The organism is Arthrobacter sp. YC-RL1 (assembly GCF_001454985.1).
GTDB lineage: Bacteria > Actinomycetota > Actinomycetes > Actinomycetales > Micrococcaceae > Glutamicibacter > Glutamicibacter soli.
The window spans coordinates 3116375-3130984 of record NZ_CP013297.1 but is presented as its reverse complement, the minus strand read 5'-3'; the positions used below and the strand labels follow the sequence as shown (position 1 = coordinate 3130984).

General features: G+C 65.8%; 12 protein-coding genes. 11 read left to right on the top strand and 1 reads right to left on the bottom strand.

The annotated features are described in order from the left end of the window. The first annotated feature begins 38 nt into the window (after window positions 1-38). From ATC04_RS14470 to ATC04_RS14430, 9 genes are all read left to right on the top strand, one after another. The gene (locus ATC04_RS14470) at window positions 39-1244 is read left to right on the top strand and encodes an amidohydrolase (protein WP_047118414.1); all 1206 of its coding nucleotides are present in this window, start codon (window positions 39-41) and stop codon (window positions 1242-1244) included. A gap of 280 nt (window positions 1245-1524) precedes the next feature. Further along, entirely contained in the window at window positions 1525-2613 is a 1089-nt protein-coding gene (locus ATC04_RS14465; protein ID WP_047118415.1) for a BMP family ABC transporter substrate-binding protein, read from the top strand. A 116-nt stretch (window positions 2614-2729) separates the two neighbouring features. Continuing rightward, window positions 2730-4343: an ABC transporter ATP-binding protein gene (locus tag ATC04_RS14460; protein WP_060617037.1), complete on the top strand. Its 1614-nt coding sequence runs from the start codon at window positions 2730-2732 to the stop codon at window positions 4341-4343. A 50-nt stretch (window positions 4344-4393) separates the two neighbouring features. Continuing rightward, window positions 4394-5548, top strand: a complete 1155-nt coding sequence (locus ATC04_RS14455; protein WP_231736110.1) for an ABC transporter permease — start codon at window positions 4394-4396, stop codon at window positions 5546-5548. After that, on the top strand, window positions 5545-6819 hold the full coding sequence (locus ATC04_RS14450; protein ID WP_047118418.1) for an ABC transporter permease: 1275 nt from the start codon (window positions 5545-5547) through the stop codon (window positions 6817-6819). Before ATC04_RS14455 ends, ATC04_RS14450 begins: the two co-directional genes overlap by 4 nt. 9 nt (window positions 6820-6828) lie before the next feature. Next, window positions 6829-7239, top strand: a complete 411-nt coding sequence (locus ATC04_RS14445; protein WP_047118419.1) for a cytidine deaminase — start codon at window positions 6829-6831, stop codon at window positions 7237-7239. A gap of 28 nt (window positions 7240-7267) precedes the next feature. Then, window positions 7268-8581 carry a thymidine phosphorylase gene (locus ATC04_RS14440; protein ID WP_047118420.1) on the top strand — a complete coding sequence of 438 codons (1314 nt, stop codon included), beginning with the start codon at window positions 7268-7270 and terminating at the stop codon, window positions 8579-8581. 246 nt (window positions 8582-8827) lie between these two features. Beyond that, window positions 8828-9517 (top strand): DedA family protein, encoded by a 690-nt coding sequence (locus ATC04_RS14435; RefSeq protein ID WP_047118421.1) that lies wholly within the window; start codon window positions 8828-8830, stop codon window positions 9515-9517. A 91-nt stretch (window positions 9518-9608) separates the two neighbouring features. Then, window positions 9609-10817, top strand: a complete 1209-nt coding sequence (locus ATC04_RS14430) for an adenosine deaminase (protein WP_047118422.1) — start codon at window positions 9609-9611, stop codon at window positions 10815-10817. Between the two features lie 91 nt (window positions 10818-10908). Here the strand turns inward: ATC04_RS14430 and ATC04_RS14425 are convergent, their stop codons facing one another. Further along, entirely contained in the window at window positions 10909-12399 is a 1491-nt protein-coding gene (locus ATC04_RS14425; RefSeq protein WP_047118423.1) for an aldehyde dehydrogenase family protein, read from the bottom strand. Window positions 12400-12520: 121 nt separating this feature from the next. On the opposite strand from ATC04_RS14425, the gene ATC04_RS14420 reads away from it, so the two are divergent. After that, window positions 12521-13219, top strand: coding sequence for a MazG nucleotide pyrophosphohydrolase domain-containing protein (locus ATC04_RS14420; protein WP_047118424.1), 699 nt, complete (start codon window positions 12521-12523; stop codon window positions 13217-13219). 90 nt (window positions 13220-13309) lie between these two features. Continuing rightward, a complete protein-coding gene (eno, locus tag ATC04_RS14415) occupies window positions 13310-14590 on the top strand; it encodes a phosphopyruvate hydratase (RefSeq protein ID WP_047118425.1) in 1281 nt (426 codons plus the stop codon). Window positions 14591-14610 lie beyond the last annotated feature (20 nt).

Genomic DNA, 14610 nt, shown 5'->3' with positions numbered 1-14610 from the left:
CTCAGGCTCAAGACGCGTATTGTCGAAAGGTGTCTTCAGTGAGTGAATTAGGAAATTTAGGGTCGGTCAAGGACTGGACCGAGTCCTTAACGCCCGAGTTGATCGAGTTCCGCCGCGAACTGCACCGCAACCCTGAGCTTTCTTTCGCTGAATTCCAAACCACCGAACGCATCCTTGAAGCCCTGCGCTCTGCCGGGCTGAACCCGGTGAAGATGGAACGCACCGGAGCCTACGTGGACGTCGGTGAAGGCCCCATCCGCCTGGCCCTGCGCGCCGACATCGACGCGCTGCCGGTGCTGGAGGAAACCGAGCTCGACTACGCCTCGACCATCGAGGGCATCGCCCACGCCTGCGGCCATGACATCCACACCACCGTGATGCTGGGAACCGCGCTTGCGTTGGGCCGCATCCAGCAGGCAGGACAGCTCGCGGGCCGGATCCGCGTGATCTTCCAGCCCGCCGAGGAGAAGCTTCCCGGGGGAGCGGTCTCGGTCATCGAGCAGGGAATTCTCGACGAGGTCCCGCGGATCCTGGCCCTGCACTGCGAGCCGCGCATCGACGCCGGGAAGATCGGCACCCGCATCGGCGCCATCACCTCGGCCAGCGACACCATCCGCATCGAGGTCAACGGCCGCGGCGGGCATACTTCCCGCCCGCACCTGACCGAGGACATCGTCTTCGCGATGAGTCAGATCGCCACCCAGGTTCCCGCCGTGCTCGGCCGCAAGGTCGACGTGCGTTCGGCCGTGTCGGTGGTCTGGGGGCAGATCCACGCCGGCAGCGCGCCCAACGCCATTCCCGCCACCGGCTACCTGGCCGGCACCATGCGCTGCCTGGACGGCGACGTCTGGTACGAAGCCGGGGAGCTGCTGGATGCAGCGGTGCGCCAGATCGCCGCGCCGTACGGGGTGGAAATCAAGCTGCAGCACACCCGCGGCGTCCCACCGGTGGTCAACGCCCCGGCCGAAACCGCGCTGATCGAATCGGCGGCCCGCCAGGAGTTCGGGACCGATTCCATCGAGCTGACCCCGCAGTCCATGGGCGGCGAGGATTTCGCCTGGATGACCCAGAAGGTGCCCGGCGCGATGCTGCGCCTTGGCACCCGCACCCCGGGCGGCAAGATCTTCGACCTGCACCGCGGCGACTACGTGCCTGATGAGAGGTGCATTGCGGTAGGCGTGCGGATCATGTGCGCGGCCGCGCTGCAGGCAATCGACGCGGCGAACGGCATTCGGGCCAAATAACCGGAGAATTTGCCAATAATTTTTCGACTCCACTAGTCACACCGTGAATTGGCGAACTGACTTGGGCATTGACGTTAAGCGCTTGCCGTATGCCGCTCCGGAATTTAGCGAATTGTAATGTTTGCCGTCTTTACCAGTGACATATCTCCGATAGGCTATGGAGACGATGGGAACGTTCGCTCCTCTGAGGCGCGTGCGGTGGGCATCGGCAACGGCGCCCTGCGTGGGAAGAAAGGCCTCACGGCTCCCGGTTATCTCGCATAACTTTTTGGAGGATTAGATGCGCTTCGTATCGCGCAAGACCGGCATGGCCGCGGCCATGATCGGCATTTCTGCTTTGGCATTGACCGCCTGTGGCGCGGCCCCGGAAGAAACGGCCCCGAAGGCCGAAAACCCAGACTACACCGGTTGCATCGTCTCGGACTCCGGCGGATTCGATGACCAGTCCTTCAACGAGTCGTCCTACCGCGGCCTGAAGAATGCCGAGAAGGACCTCGGCATCAAGATGCAGGAGGCAGAGTCGAAGTCCAACGCCGACTTCGCCACCAACCTGCAGGGCATGATGAACAACAACTGCGACCTGACCGTCACCATCGGCTTCCTGCTCGGCGACGCCACCAAGAAGGCCGCAGAGGAAAATCCTGACAAGCACTTCGCCATCGTCGACTTCCAGTACGACGAGCCGATCAAGAACATCAAGCCGATGATCTACGACACGGCCCAGGCCGCCTACCTGGCAGGCTACGCCGCCGCCGCTTCCTCCGAGACCGGCACCGTCGCCACCTTTGGCGGCATCAAGATCCCAACCGTCACCATCTTCATGGACGGCTTCGCCGACGGCGTTGCCAAGTTCAACGAGGACAAGGGCAAGGACGTCAAGCTGCTGGGCTGGGACAAGGACAAGCAGGACGGCACCTTCACCGGCGACTTCGAGAAGCAGGACAAGGGCAAGCAGGTCACCAGCAACTTCATCGCCAGCGGCGCTGACGTGATCATGCCAGTAGCCGGCCCCGTGGGCAAGGGCGCAGGCGCCGCAGTCAAGGAAGCCAACACCGGCGGCAAGGACGCCAAGCTGGTATGGGTTGACTCCGACGGCTACCTGACCGCTCCTGACTACAAGGACGTCATGCTGACCTCGGTCATCAAGACCATGGACAAGGCCGTTGAGGACCTGGTCACCGCCGACTCCAAGGGCGAGTTCGACTCGACCCCATACATCGGCACCCTGGAGAACGAGGGCGTAGCCCTGGCGCCGTTCCACGACTTCGACTCGAAGGTCTCCGACGAGACCAAGTCCGAGATCGAGGCGCTGAAGGCGCAGATCATCTCCGGCGAGCTGAAGGTCGAATCGCCGTCGAGCCCCAAGTAAGGGTCTTGAGCCAATAACGTCACAGAGCGCGTCACCGCTCGCCGCAGCAGCGGTGAACGGAGACGCGCTCTAAGACTGCCCACTGCAACACACCGAACAATGAAGATGGTGGAATCGTGAAACTCGAACTCCGGGGAATCTCGAAAGCCTTCGGTTCTTTCTACGCCAACAAGGACATCGACCTGGTCGTCGATGATGCCGAAATCCACTGTCTGCTCGGTGAGAACGGCGCTGGAAAGTCGACACTGATGAACGTCCTCTACGGGCTGTACCAGCCCACCGAAGGACAGATCCTGCTGGATGGAAAACCAGTTGAATTCAACGGCCCGGGTGATGCCATGGCCGCCGGCATCGGCATGGTGCACCAGCACTTCATGCTGATCCCGGTCTTCACCGTGGCCGAGAACATCGCCCTGGGCGCCGAAGCGACCAAGGCCGCAGGCGTGCTTGACCTGCAAGTCACCCGCAAGAAGATCCGCGAGATCTCCGACCGCTACGGCTTCGACGTGGATCCGGACGCGCTGGTCGAGGACCTTCCGGTCGGCGTGCAGCAGCGTGTGGAGATCATCAAGGCGCTGGTCCGCGACGCCAAGGTGCTGATCCTCGACGAGCCCACCGCGGTGCTCACCCCGCAGGAAACCGACGAGCTGCTGGAGATCATGCGCCAGCTCAAGGCCAACGGCACCTCGATCGTGTTCATCTCGCACAAGCTGCGCGAGGTGCGCGCGGTCTCCGACGTGATCACCGTGATCCGCCGCGGCCAGGTCATCGACTCGGTCGGCGCCGAAACCAGCACCACCGAACTGGCAAACCTGATGGTGGGCCGCGCGGTGGAGCTGAACCTGAACAAGGAGCCAGCCACCCCGGGGGCCGCCCGCTTCCAGGTGCGCGAGCTGAGCGTGGTCAACGAGCTGGGCGCCACCACCCTGGATGCGGTCAGCTTCGACATTCACGAGGGCGAGATCCTCGCCGTGGCCGGCGTGCAGGGCAACGGCCAGACCGAGTTGACCGAGGCGATCCTGGGCACCCAGCCGGTGGCCGCCGGATCGATCTCGCTGGACGGCACCGAACTGGTCGGCAAGTCGGTCAAGCAGGTGCTGCGCTCCGGGTTGGGCTTCGTCCCCGAGGACCGCTCGGTCCACGGCCTGGTCTCGCAGTTCACCATCGAGGAGAACCTGGTCCTGGACCTCTACGACCGCCCGCCGTTCGCCAAGGGCATCTCGATGAACCTGGGCGAAGTGAAGAAGAACGCGACCAAGCAGATCGCGGACTTCGACGTGCGCACCGACAACCAGCTGAACCCGGCCTCCAGCCTCTCCGGCGGCAACCAGCAGAAGGTCGTGATGGCCCGCGAGCTGTCCCGAGACCTGAAGCTGTTCATCGCCTCCCAGCCCACGCGCAGCGTCGACGTGGGCTCCATCGAGTTCCTGCACCGGCGCATCGTCGCCGAACGCGACAAGGGCACCCCGGTGATGATCGTGTCCACCGAGCTGGACGAGGTCATGGAGCTGGCCGACCGCATCGCCGTGCTCTACAAGGGCCGGGTCAACGGCATCGTGCCGGGCAACACCTCCCGCGAGGTGCTGGGCCTGATGATGGCAGGCGTCAGCGCCGAAGAGGCCTTCGCCCAGGCAGACTTCGCCACCTCCGCCAACGAACCGGTGGAAGCCCAGCCGGTGCCGCTGGAGACCACCGAACCCACCGACACCCAGGAAGGAGAAGCACAGTGAGCGAGATCAAGGCGCCTGTTCTTCCCGACCCCAAGAAACCGGGCAACGACCTGTTCAAGTCCATCACCCAGGGACCTGGACTGGTCTCCGTGCTGGGCGTCATCGTGGCGCTGGTCATCGGCGGCCTGCTGATCGCGATCACCGACGAGAAGGTCGGCGAGGCCGCAGGTTACCTGTTCGCCCGCCCTTCGGACTTCTTCTCCGCGCTGTGGAGCGCGGGCACCGAAAGCTACGTGGCGCTGTTCAACGGCTCCATCTACAACTCCTCGCAGGGCTTCGCCCCGCTGCTGGAAACCCTGACAGTCTCCACCCCGCTGATCTGCGCGGGCCTGGGCGTGGCACTGGCCTTCCGCGCCGGCATGTTCAACATCGGCGCCCAGGGCCAGCTGATCATCGGCGCCACCATGGCAGCCTACGTCGGCTTCGCTTGGCACCTGCCGGTGGTCGTCCACCTGCTGCTGGTGATCGTCTTCGGCCTGCTCGGCGGCGCGCTGTGGGGCGGGCTGGTCGGCCTGCTCAAGGCCCGCACCGGCGCCCACGAAGTGATCCTGACGATCATGTTCAACTACGTGGCGCTGTACCTGCTGGACTTCCTGATGAACACCGAGGCGTTCCGCCGCCCGGGCGAGACCAACCCGATCTCCCCGATCCTGGACGCCAACGCGATCTTCCCCTCGCTGCCCGGCTCCCGCCTGCACCTGGGCTTCCTGATGGCCATCTTGCTGACCATCGGGGTGGCCTGGCTGCTGAACCGTTCCACCATCGGCTTCGAGTTCCGCGCCGTCGGGCACAACCCGGACGCCGCGCGGACCGCCGGCGTGAACGTGGCCCGCTCCACCATCCTGGCCATGGCCTTCGCCGGCGCGCTGGCCGGCGCCGCCGGCGTGGCGCAGGTGGCGGGCACCGAGAAGGTGCTCACCGCAGGCGTGGCAGGCTCGCTGGGCTTCGACGCCATCACCGTGGCGCTGCTGGGACGCTCCACCCCGTGGGGCACCTTCTTCGCCGGCCTGCTCTTCGGCGCCTTCCGCGCCGGCGCGGTCAACATGCAGATCACCACCGGCACCCCGATCGACATCGTGCTGGTTGTCCAGTCGCTGATCGTGCTGTTCATCGCGGCTCCTCCGCTGGTCAAGGCGATCTTCGGACTGAACCGCAAGAAGAAGCGCACCAGCGCTACCGAATCGATTAAGGCAGGTGCCAAGTGACCGCCACGCTTCCCTCGACGTCAGCGATCTCGGTGCTTCCGAGCAAGAAGACCCCGATCATCTTCAGCGTGCTGGCAGTCATCGTGCTGGTCAGCTTCGGCCTGCTGGGCAACTCACAGACCGCGAGCTTCTCGCTCACCTCCGCCGGCGACGCGTTCTCCCTGCCCGACCTGGTCTTCCCGGGCCGCGCCTCGAACATCGTCATCGGCGTGCTGCTGGCGGCGCTGGCCGCCTACTCCTGGATGCTGCGGGCCAAGGGCCGGGTGCTCCCGGTCTGGGCCGTCGCGGTGGGCGCGGTGCTGTTTGTGCTCGCGTTCCTGATCTGGGTCGTCTCCGGCGCCAACATCAACTCCATCTCCCTGGCCAGCCTGCTGGCCGGCGGCGTGGTGCTGGCGGTGCCGCTGGTCTTCGGATCGCTCTCCGGTGTGCTCTCCGAACGCTCCGGCGTGGTCAACATCGCCATCGAGGGCCAGCTGCTGGGCGGCGCGTTCACCGCGGCCATCGTGGCCTCGGTGACGCAGAACGCCTTCGCGGGCCTGGTCGCCGCCGGCATCGCCGGCGCGGTGGTCTCCCTGGTGCTGGCGCTGTTCTCCATCAAGTACCTGGTCAACCAGATCATCGTCGGCGTGGTGCTGAACGTGCTGGTCTCGGGCATCACCGGCTTCCTGTTCACCACCGTGATGCAGGAAGACCCGGAGCTGTACAACTCGCCGGTGCACCTGCCGACCATCGCGATCCCGGGCCTGTCCGCCATCCCGGTGATCGGCCCGATCCTGTTCAAGCAGTCGGTCATCGGCTACCTGATGTACATCGCCGTGTTCCTGGTCTGGTTCGGCCTGTACAAGACCCGCTGGGGCCTGCGCGTGCGCGCGGTGGGCGAGCACCCGAAGGCCGCCGACACCCTGGGCATCAAGGTCAACCGCACCCGGTTCTGGAACGTGACCCTGGGCGGCATCGTCGCCGGCATCGGCGGCTCGTTCTTCACCCTGGTCGCCATCGACTCCTTCACCAAGGAAATCTCCGGCGGCCGCGGCTTCATCGCGCTGGCCGCGGTGATCTTCGGACGCTGGAACCCGCTCGGCGCGTTCGCCGCGGCGCTGCTCTTCGGCTTCGCGGACAACCTGCAGGTGATGCTCACGATCATCGGCACCCCGGTGCCGAGCCAGTTCATGGCCATGATGCCGTACCTGGTGACGATCTTCGCGGTCGCCGGCCTGGTGGGACGCTCGCGCGGCCCCGCCGCCGTGGGCGATCCCTATGTGAAGGAATGACCCGTTCCCATGAATAACACCACCGCGCCGTGGTCGCAGCTTGAAGCTGCGGCCGCGGCCGCGTTGTCCAAGGCCTATGCACCCTACTCGAATTTCCGGGTCGGCGCCGCGGCGCTGAGTAGCGACGGGCGGCTGGTTTCCGGCTGCAACATCGAAAACGCCGCTTTCGGGGTGACCCTGTGCGCCGAATGCTCCATGCTCGGCGAGCTGTTCGCCACCGGCGGCGGCACGCTGGACTACTTCGTGTGCTTCGGTCAGCTCAAGGACGGCCCGCTGGAGCTGATCACCCCGTGCGGCCGCTGCCGCCAGCTGCTCTTCGAGCATCGCGGGCCCGACCTGAGGATCAAGACCGCCTCCGGGATCGTGGGCATGGACCAGCTGCTGCCGGACGCCTTCGGACCGCACAACATCATCGACTGACCAGAGAACAGAACGAAAGGCCCCACCCATGGCTGCCGAACAATTCAGCGCCGTCGAAGTCATCCGCACCAAGCGTGACGGCGGCGAGCTGAGCAACGAGATGATCGACTGGACCATCGACGCGTACACCCGCGGCGTCATCGCCGAGGAACAGATGGCCGCGCTGAACATGGCCATCTACTTCCAGGGCATGCACCGCGCGGAGATTTCCCGCTGGACCAACGCCATGATCAACACCGGCGAACGCATGGACTTCTCCACCCTGGCCGACCCGGCCGGACGCGGCCTGGCGACCACCGACAAGCACTCGACCGGAGGCGTGGGGGACAAGATCACCCTGCCGCTGGCCCCGCTGGTGGCCAGCTTCGGCGTGGCCGTCCCGCAGCTCTCCGGCCGCGGGCTGGGCCACACCGGCGGCACCCTGGACAAGCTCGAGTCGATCCCGGGCTGGCGCGCGGAACTGTCCAACGAGGAGCTCTTCGCCCAGCTTTCCACCGTCGGCGCGGTCATCTGCGCCGCCGGCGCCGGACTGGCCCCGGCGGACAAGAAGCTCTACGCGCTGCGCGACGTGACCGGGACGGTGGAGGCGATTCCGCTGATCGCCTCCTCGATCATGAGCAAGAAGATCGCCGAGGGCACCGGAACCCTGGTGCTGGACGTCAAGGTGGGCTCCGGCGCGTTCATGAAGACCGAGTCCATGGCCCGTGAGCTGGCCGAGACCATGGTGAACCTGGGCACCGACGCCGGGGTGAACACCGTGGCGCTGCTGACCAACATGGACACCCCGCTGGGGCTCACCGCGGGCAACGCGATCGAGGTCCAGGAGTCCGTCGAGGTGCTCGCCGGCGGCGGCCCGGAAGACGTCATCGAGCTGACCGTGGCCCTGGCCACCGAGATGCTCGCCGGCGCCGGCATCCGCGACGTGGACGTGCGTGCGGCGCTGAAGGACGGCCGCGCCATGGACAAGTGGCGTGCCATGATCTTAGCGCAGGGCGGCGACCCGGACGCGAAGCTGCCGGTGGCCCGCGAATCGCACACCGTGCTGGCCCCGGCGGAGGGCGTGCTGCTGAAGCTGGATGCCATGGACATCGGCTTGGCCGCCTGGACCCTGGGCGCCGGGCGCGCCCGCAAGGAGGACGCGGTGCAGGCCGGCGCCGGCGTGCGGCTGCACGTCAAGCCCGGAGCTCTGGTGCGCCGCGGGGAGCCGATCGCCACGCTGCTGACCGACACCCCGGAGAAGATGGAGCGCGCCATCGAACTGGTGCAGCGCTCCATCCTGATCGGCGCGGACAGCGACCGCCCGGACATGCGCTTGATCCTGGACCGCATCGCCGCGAAGTAGCCTGCCAAACCGCCAGCCGCCCCCGCACGGGGGCGGCTGTCGGCGTCTAAACCGGAGCCACGCTGGGCCCAAGGAACTCGAGGAAGCCTCCGGGCGTTAAAAGATTCAACTCATCCCCGGGATGGAGAAGTGTCCGGTGCAAATCACGACCTTGGTAGGGTGCGCGCCGGCGGGATTCTGGTGGAGAATGGACTAAGAGCGCGGTAGCGAGCCACCGCGTGCAGCGAGGAAGCGATACACCCACCGATGGAATTGGTCAACGAAGCGATCATGCATGCGGCCACCGCATGGTGGATCCTGCCGCTGCTCTTTGCCTTCTGCCTCATCGACGGGGTCTTCCCTGTCGTCCCCTCCGAAACCTTCCTGGTGTCGCTGGCCGCCGTGGGCATCAGCACCGGAAGCCCCAACCTGCTGCTGATCTTCGTGATCGGCGTGTCCGGGGCGATCATCGGTGACCAGATCACCTTCCGCATCGGCCGGAGCATCGGCTACCGTCAGTACGGGTGGATGCAAAAGGGCCGGGCCAAGAAGATCCTCGACTTCGCCACCCGCAAGCTGGAAACCTCCGGCGCGCTGCTGATCTTCACCGCCCGCTACATCCCGCTGGGACGCGTCGCGGTGAACATGACGGCCGGGGCCACCGGCTTCTCCTACCACCGCTTCACCTTTTTCGACGTCATCGGCTGCATCACCTGGGGCGCCTACTCCGTGGGCATCGGCGCGCTGGCCGGCAACTGGCTCTCGGAGAACAAGCTGCTGGGCATCGGCGTCTCAGTGGTCATCGCCGTGGTGCTCGGCTACGTCATCGACAAGATCGTCAGCCGGGTGCTGGAGCGGGTCCACCGCCGCAAGCTGCGCCAGCTGGCCGCGAAGCGCGGCGGGACGCTGGGAAAAGCTATCCAAACCGTGCCTCCGGGTGAGCAGCCGGAGATTTAACCTCCGGGGCCGGTAGCCGTCGACAAGATGTGTCCAGAACTTCAGCCGTGGTGGCTATCAGTCAGCCCGAAATGCGACTAGGCTCAATGGTGTGACTGAAGAAATGATTCATGCTGCCTACGATCCCGAGTTCGACTTCCGGGACCTGCCAAAAGTTTCTCTGCACGACCACCTCGACGGTGGTCTGCGCCCGTCGACCATTATCGAGCTTGCCGCAGAGGCTGGGCACGAGCTGCCCGCAACCGATGCCGAGGCTTTGGGCAATTGGTTCCGTGAATCGGCCGATTCCGGCTCGCTGCCGCGCTACCTGGAAACTTTCGAGCACACCCTTGCAGTAATGCAGACCCGCGAGGCCCTGATCCGCGTGGCTCGCGAGTTCGTCGAAGACCTGGCCGAGGACGGCGTGATCTACGCCGAAGTCCGCTACGCCCCGGAACAGCACCAGCGCCAGGGCCTGAGCTTGGACGATGTCGTGGACGCCGTGCAGGAAGGACTGGACCAGGCCTGCGAAGAACTGAACAGCGAAGGCCACCCGATGCAGGTCGGCCAGCTGCTGATCGCCATGCGCCATGCCGACAACGGCGTGGAGATCGCCAAGCTGGCGCTGCGCCACCGCGGCCACGGCGTGGTCGGCTTCGACATCGCCGGCGCCGAGGAGGGCTTCCCGCCTTCGCGCATGAAGGAAGCCTTCGACCTGCTGGCCGAGAATCTGTTCCCGACCACCGTGCACGCGGGCGAAGCCGCGGGCCTGGACTCCATCAAGGACGCCATCCTGGTGGGCCGCGCCCAGCGCCTGGGCCACGGCGTGCGCGTGGCCGAGGACATCGAGATCGAGTTCGGCGGCGTGGACGAGGACGGCGAGGAAGTCGGCGAGGACACCGGCCTGGTCTCGCTGGGCCCGGTGGCCAACTGGGTGCGCGAACGCGGCATCCCGCTGGAAATCTGCCCTTCCTCCAACCTGCAGACCGGGGCTACCGCCGAATTCGGCGAGGGCATCGAATCGCACCCGATCGACCTGCTGGTGCAGACCGGGTTCAATGTCACGATCTCCCCGGACAACCGCCTGATGTCCGGCACCACCCTGTCGGACGAGTTCGAGCTGCTGGTCGAGGCCTTCGACTACGACCTTGAAGACCTGCTGGACCTGACCCTGAACGCCGCTGAGGCGGCCTTCGTGCCGCTGGAGATGCGCGAACTGCTCGTCGAGTACATCAACGACTTCTACGACCACCTGCTGGACGGCGACGACGAAGATGACGACGATGAAGACTTCGATGACGAGGACTACGAGGAAAACTAGCCTCGCCAGTTGCTGAGCACAACAGCACCAAGGCAGCCTGCCCGGATCATTCCGGGTAGGCTGCCTTGTTCAATCTCTAGATGTTCAATTTCTAGAACGGGTACTTCTTGGGAGTGCTCTGCACGCCCACCCAATGGTCGGTGGTGAACTCCTCGATGGCCCACTCACCGTTGAAGCGGCCAAGTCCCGAGTTCTTCTCGCCGCCGAACATCACGTGCGGCTCGTCGTTCACCGGGATGTCGTTGATGTGCGTCATTCCTGCCTTGATGCCGCGGGCGAAGCGCACGCCCTTTTCGATGTCGCGGGTGAAGACCGCGCTGGACAGCCCGTAGCGGGTGTCGTTGGCCAATTCGAGCGCATGCTCTTCGCTGTCCGCCTTGGCGATGCCGACCACGGGCCCGAAGATCTCCTCGCGGAACAGCTCCATCTGAGGGGTCACGTCGGCGAAAACGTGCGGCGGGATGACCCGGCCCTGGATCGCCCCGGAGAGCACCTCGCGGGCTCCCTCGGCCCGGGCCTGCTCGATCTTGGCGGTGACGGAGGCCAGCTGCGCGTCGTTGATGACCGGGCCGATCAGGTTCTTGCGCTCCGCAGCATCGCCGAAGCCCAGGGTGGACACCAGCTGAGCGTACTTCTGGACGAACTCGTCGTAGACCGGCGCCTGCACGATGATCCGGTTGATCGCCATGCAGATCTGGCCCTGGTGCAGGAACTTGCCCAGCGCCGCGGCCTTCACCGCTTCCTCCAGATCCGCGTCCTGAAGCACCACGAACGGCGCATTGCCGCCGAGCTCCAGGGCCACGCGCTTCATGTGCTCGCCGGTCACCGCGATCTTGCCGACATTCTGCCCGACCTCGGTGGAGCCGGTGAAGGACACCAGCGAGGGGGCCGGATGGGCGACGAAGTAGTCGCCGATTTCCGAGCCGGAACCGACCAGCACGTTCAGCACGCCGGCCGGCGCCCCAGCTTCCTCGAAGGCCTTGGCCAGGACGAGGGCGCCGGAGAGCGGGGTGTCGGAGGCGGGCTTGAGCACCACCGTGTTGCCCAGCGCGAGGGCCGGGGCCACCGAGCGGGCGGAGAGCAGCATCGGGAAGTTCCACGGGCTGATCACCGCGACCACGCCCAGCGGCTCGCGGTAGACGCGGTTCTCCTTGCCGGGGAAGTTCGAGGGCATGATCTTCCCGTGCACGCGGGACGGGAAGGTTGCCGCTTCGCGGATCGCGGCGATGGTGCCGCCCAACTCGATGTTGGCCTTCAGCTGCGCGGAACCCGACTCGGCGCTGAGCAGGGCCAGGATGTCCTTGTAGTTGGCCTGCAGGTAGTCGGCGGCCTTTTCCAGCACGGCGGTGCGGGCGGCCGGCGGCAGGGCAGTCCATGCGGACTGGGCCTCGGCGGCGGCCTGGTAGGCGGCGTCCACGTCAGCGGTGGAAGCCTGGCGGATTTCGGCAAGCACCGCATCGTCGAAGGGATTGGAAGAGGTCAGCGTGGAGGCGGAGGTGCCCTGTACCCACTGGCCGTTGATGAACAACGAGGAGGGCAGCTTCGCAAGGAAGGCTGGGCGTTCGGTTTCCTGCACGGTCATGGTCAGTCCTTTGGCTTGGAGGGTGAGGCTTAACGCAATGCTAGCCCGGATGTAACGCTCATTACAGGCGGCGGTGTTCCGGCCCTGTCAGGGGCCGATTCCGCGGGGATAGGATGAATGCATGCCCAGCGAGAGAACTTCCATGGACCACCTGATCCAGACCGTGCGCACCCTGCGCGAGAAATGCGCGTGGACTGCGGCGCTGACCCACGAATCGCTGCGCACCTACCTGATCGAGGAAAGCTACGAGGTCCTGGATGCCATCGGAGCGGGGGACGCGCCGGCGCTCAAGGAAGAACTGGGCGACGTGTTCTTCCAGATCCTGCTGCATTCGCTCATCGCCGAGGAGCAGGAAAGCTTCACGCTGGAGGAGGTCGCAGCCACCCTGGACGCCAAGCTGCTGCGCCGCAATCGCCATGTTTTCGATGCCCAGGGGAATGTCCGCCAGGACGTCGTCAGCGACGTCGATGAAATCATCCGGGTCTGGGACGCGGCCAAGCAGGCCGAGCGGGGCGGCGCCCCGCGGGTGCGCCGCAACGCCGGCCTGCCTGCCGGCCTTCCCTCGTTAACGCTGGCGCAGAAGCTGCTTGACCGCCATACCAGGGCGGATTCCCCGGCCGCCGGGGAACACCGGATCAGTCCCGAGGTGCGCGGCCGCGTGGTCGATGAACGCAGCCTCGCCGCCGAGCTGATGGCGCTCACGGCGCGCGCCGAACAACTGGGCTTGGACGCGGAATCGGTGCTCCGCGACCAGCTGCAGCGCAGCTACGGGGTGAAGGCGGACGAAACATCGTCGCCCGAATCAGGTTCAAAGCGCTAGGCTAGAGACAGGCAACGGCGCCAACGGTCACTCAGCGACCGCTGGCTGGCCAGCCCATTGACCACCCCTTTCTACAAGGAGTCCATACTCATGGCATTGATTGACGCCATTCACGCGCGCGAAATCCTTGATTCCCGCGGCAATCCGACCGTTGAGGTCGAGGTCCTGCTCACCGATGGTTCGCACGGCCGCGCCGCCGTTCCATCCGGCGCCTCCACCGGCCAGTTCGAGGCAGTAGAGCGCCGCGACGGTGACCAGAGCCGCTACCTGGGCAAGGGTGTACTGGGCGCAGTCGAGTCCGTCATCGAGGAAATCGCTGACGAGCTGGAGGGCCTTGACGCCACCGACCAGCGTGCCATCGACCAGGCAATGCTGGACCTGGACGGCACCAGCAACAAGTCCAAGCTCGGCGCTAACGCCATCCTGGGCGTCTCGCTGGCCGTGGCCAACGCCGCCGCAGTCAGCGCGAACCTGCCGCTGTTCAAGTACCTGGGCGGCCCGAATGGCCACGTCCTGCCGGTTCCGCTGATGAACATCCTCAACGGCGGCTCGCACGCCGACTCCGATGTTGACATCCAGGAATTCATGATCGCCCCGCTGGGCGCCGAGTCCTTCTCCGAGGGCCTGCGCTGGGGCGTCGAGGTGTACCACAACCTCAAGGACGTGCTGAAGGAAAAGAACCTTTCCACCGGCCTGGGCGACGAGGGCGGCTTCGCGCCGAACCTGCCGAGCAACCGCGCGGCACTGGAACTGATCACCGAGGCAATCAAGCGCGCCGGCTACACCCCGGGCGAGGACATCGCCCTGGCCCTGGACGTCGCCTCCTCCGAGTTCTACGAGAACGGCGCCTACCAGTTCGAAGGCGAAGCCCGCACGGCCGCCCAGATGAGCGACTACTACGCAGCCCTGGTTGCCGACTTCCCGCTGGTTTCCATCGAGGATCCGCTGGACGAGAACGACTGGGACGGCTGGAAGACCCTGACCGACGCCATCGGCGACAAGGTGCAGCTGGTGGGCGACGACCTGTTCGTGACCAACCCGCAGCGCCTGGCCGACGGCATCGAAAAGGGCACCGCCAACTCGCTGCTGGTGAAGGTCAACCAGATCGGCACCCTGACCGAGACCCTGGACGCCATCACCCTGGCCCAGCGTGCCGGCTACACCACCATCACCTCGCACCGTTCGGGCGAGACCGAGGACGTGACCATCGCGGACATCTGCGTGGCCACCAACGCAGGTCAGATCAAGACCGGTGCCCCAGCCCGCTCCGAGCGCGTGGCCAAGTACAACCAGCTGCTGCGCATCGAGGAAGACCTCGGCGCCTCGGCAGTTTACGCTGGCAAGAGCGCGTTCCCGCGTTTCAACAGCTAATCACCAGCTAAAGCGAATAA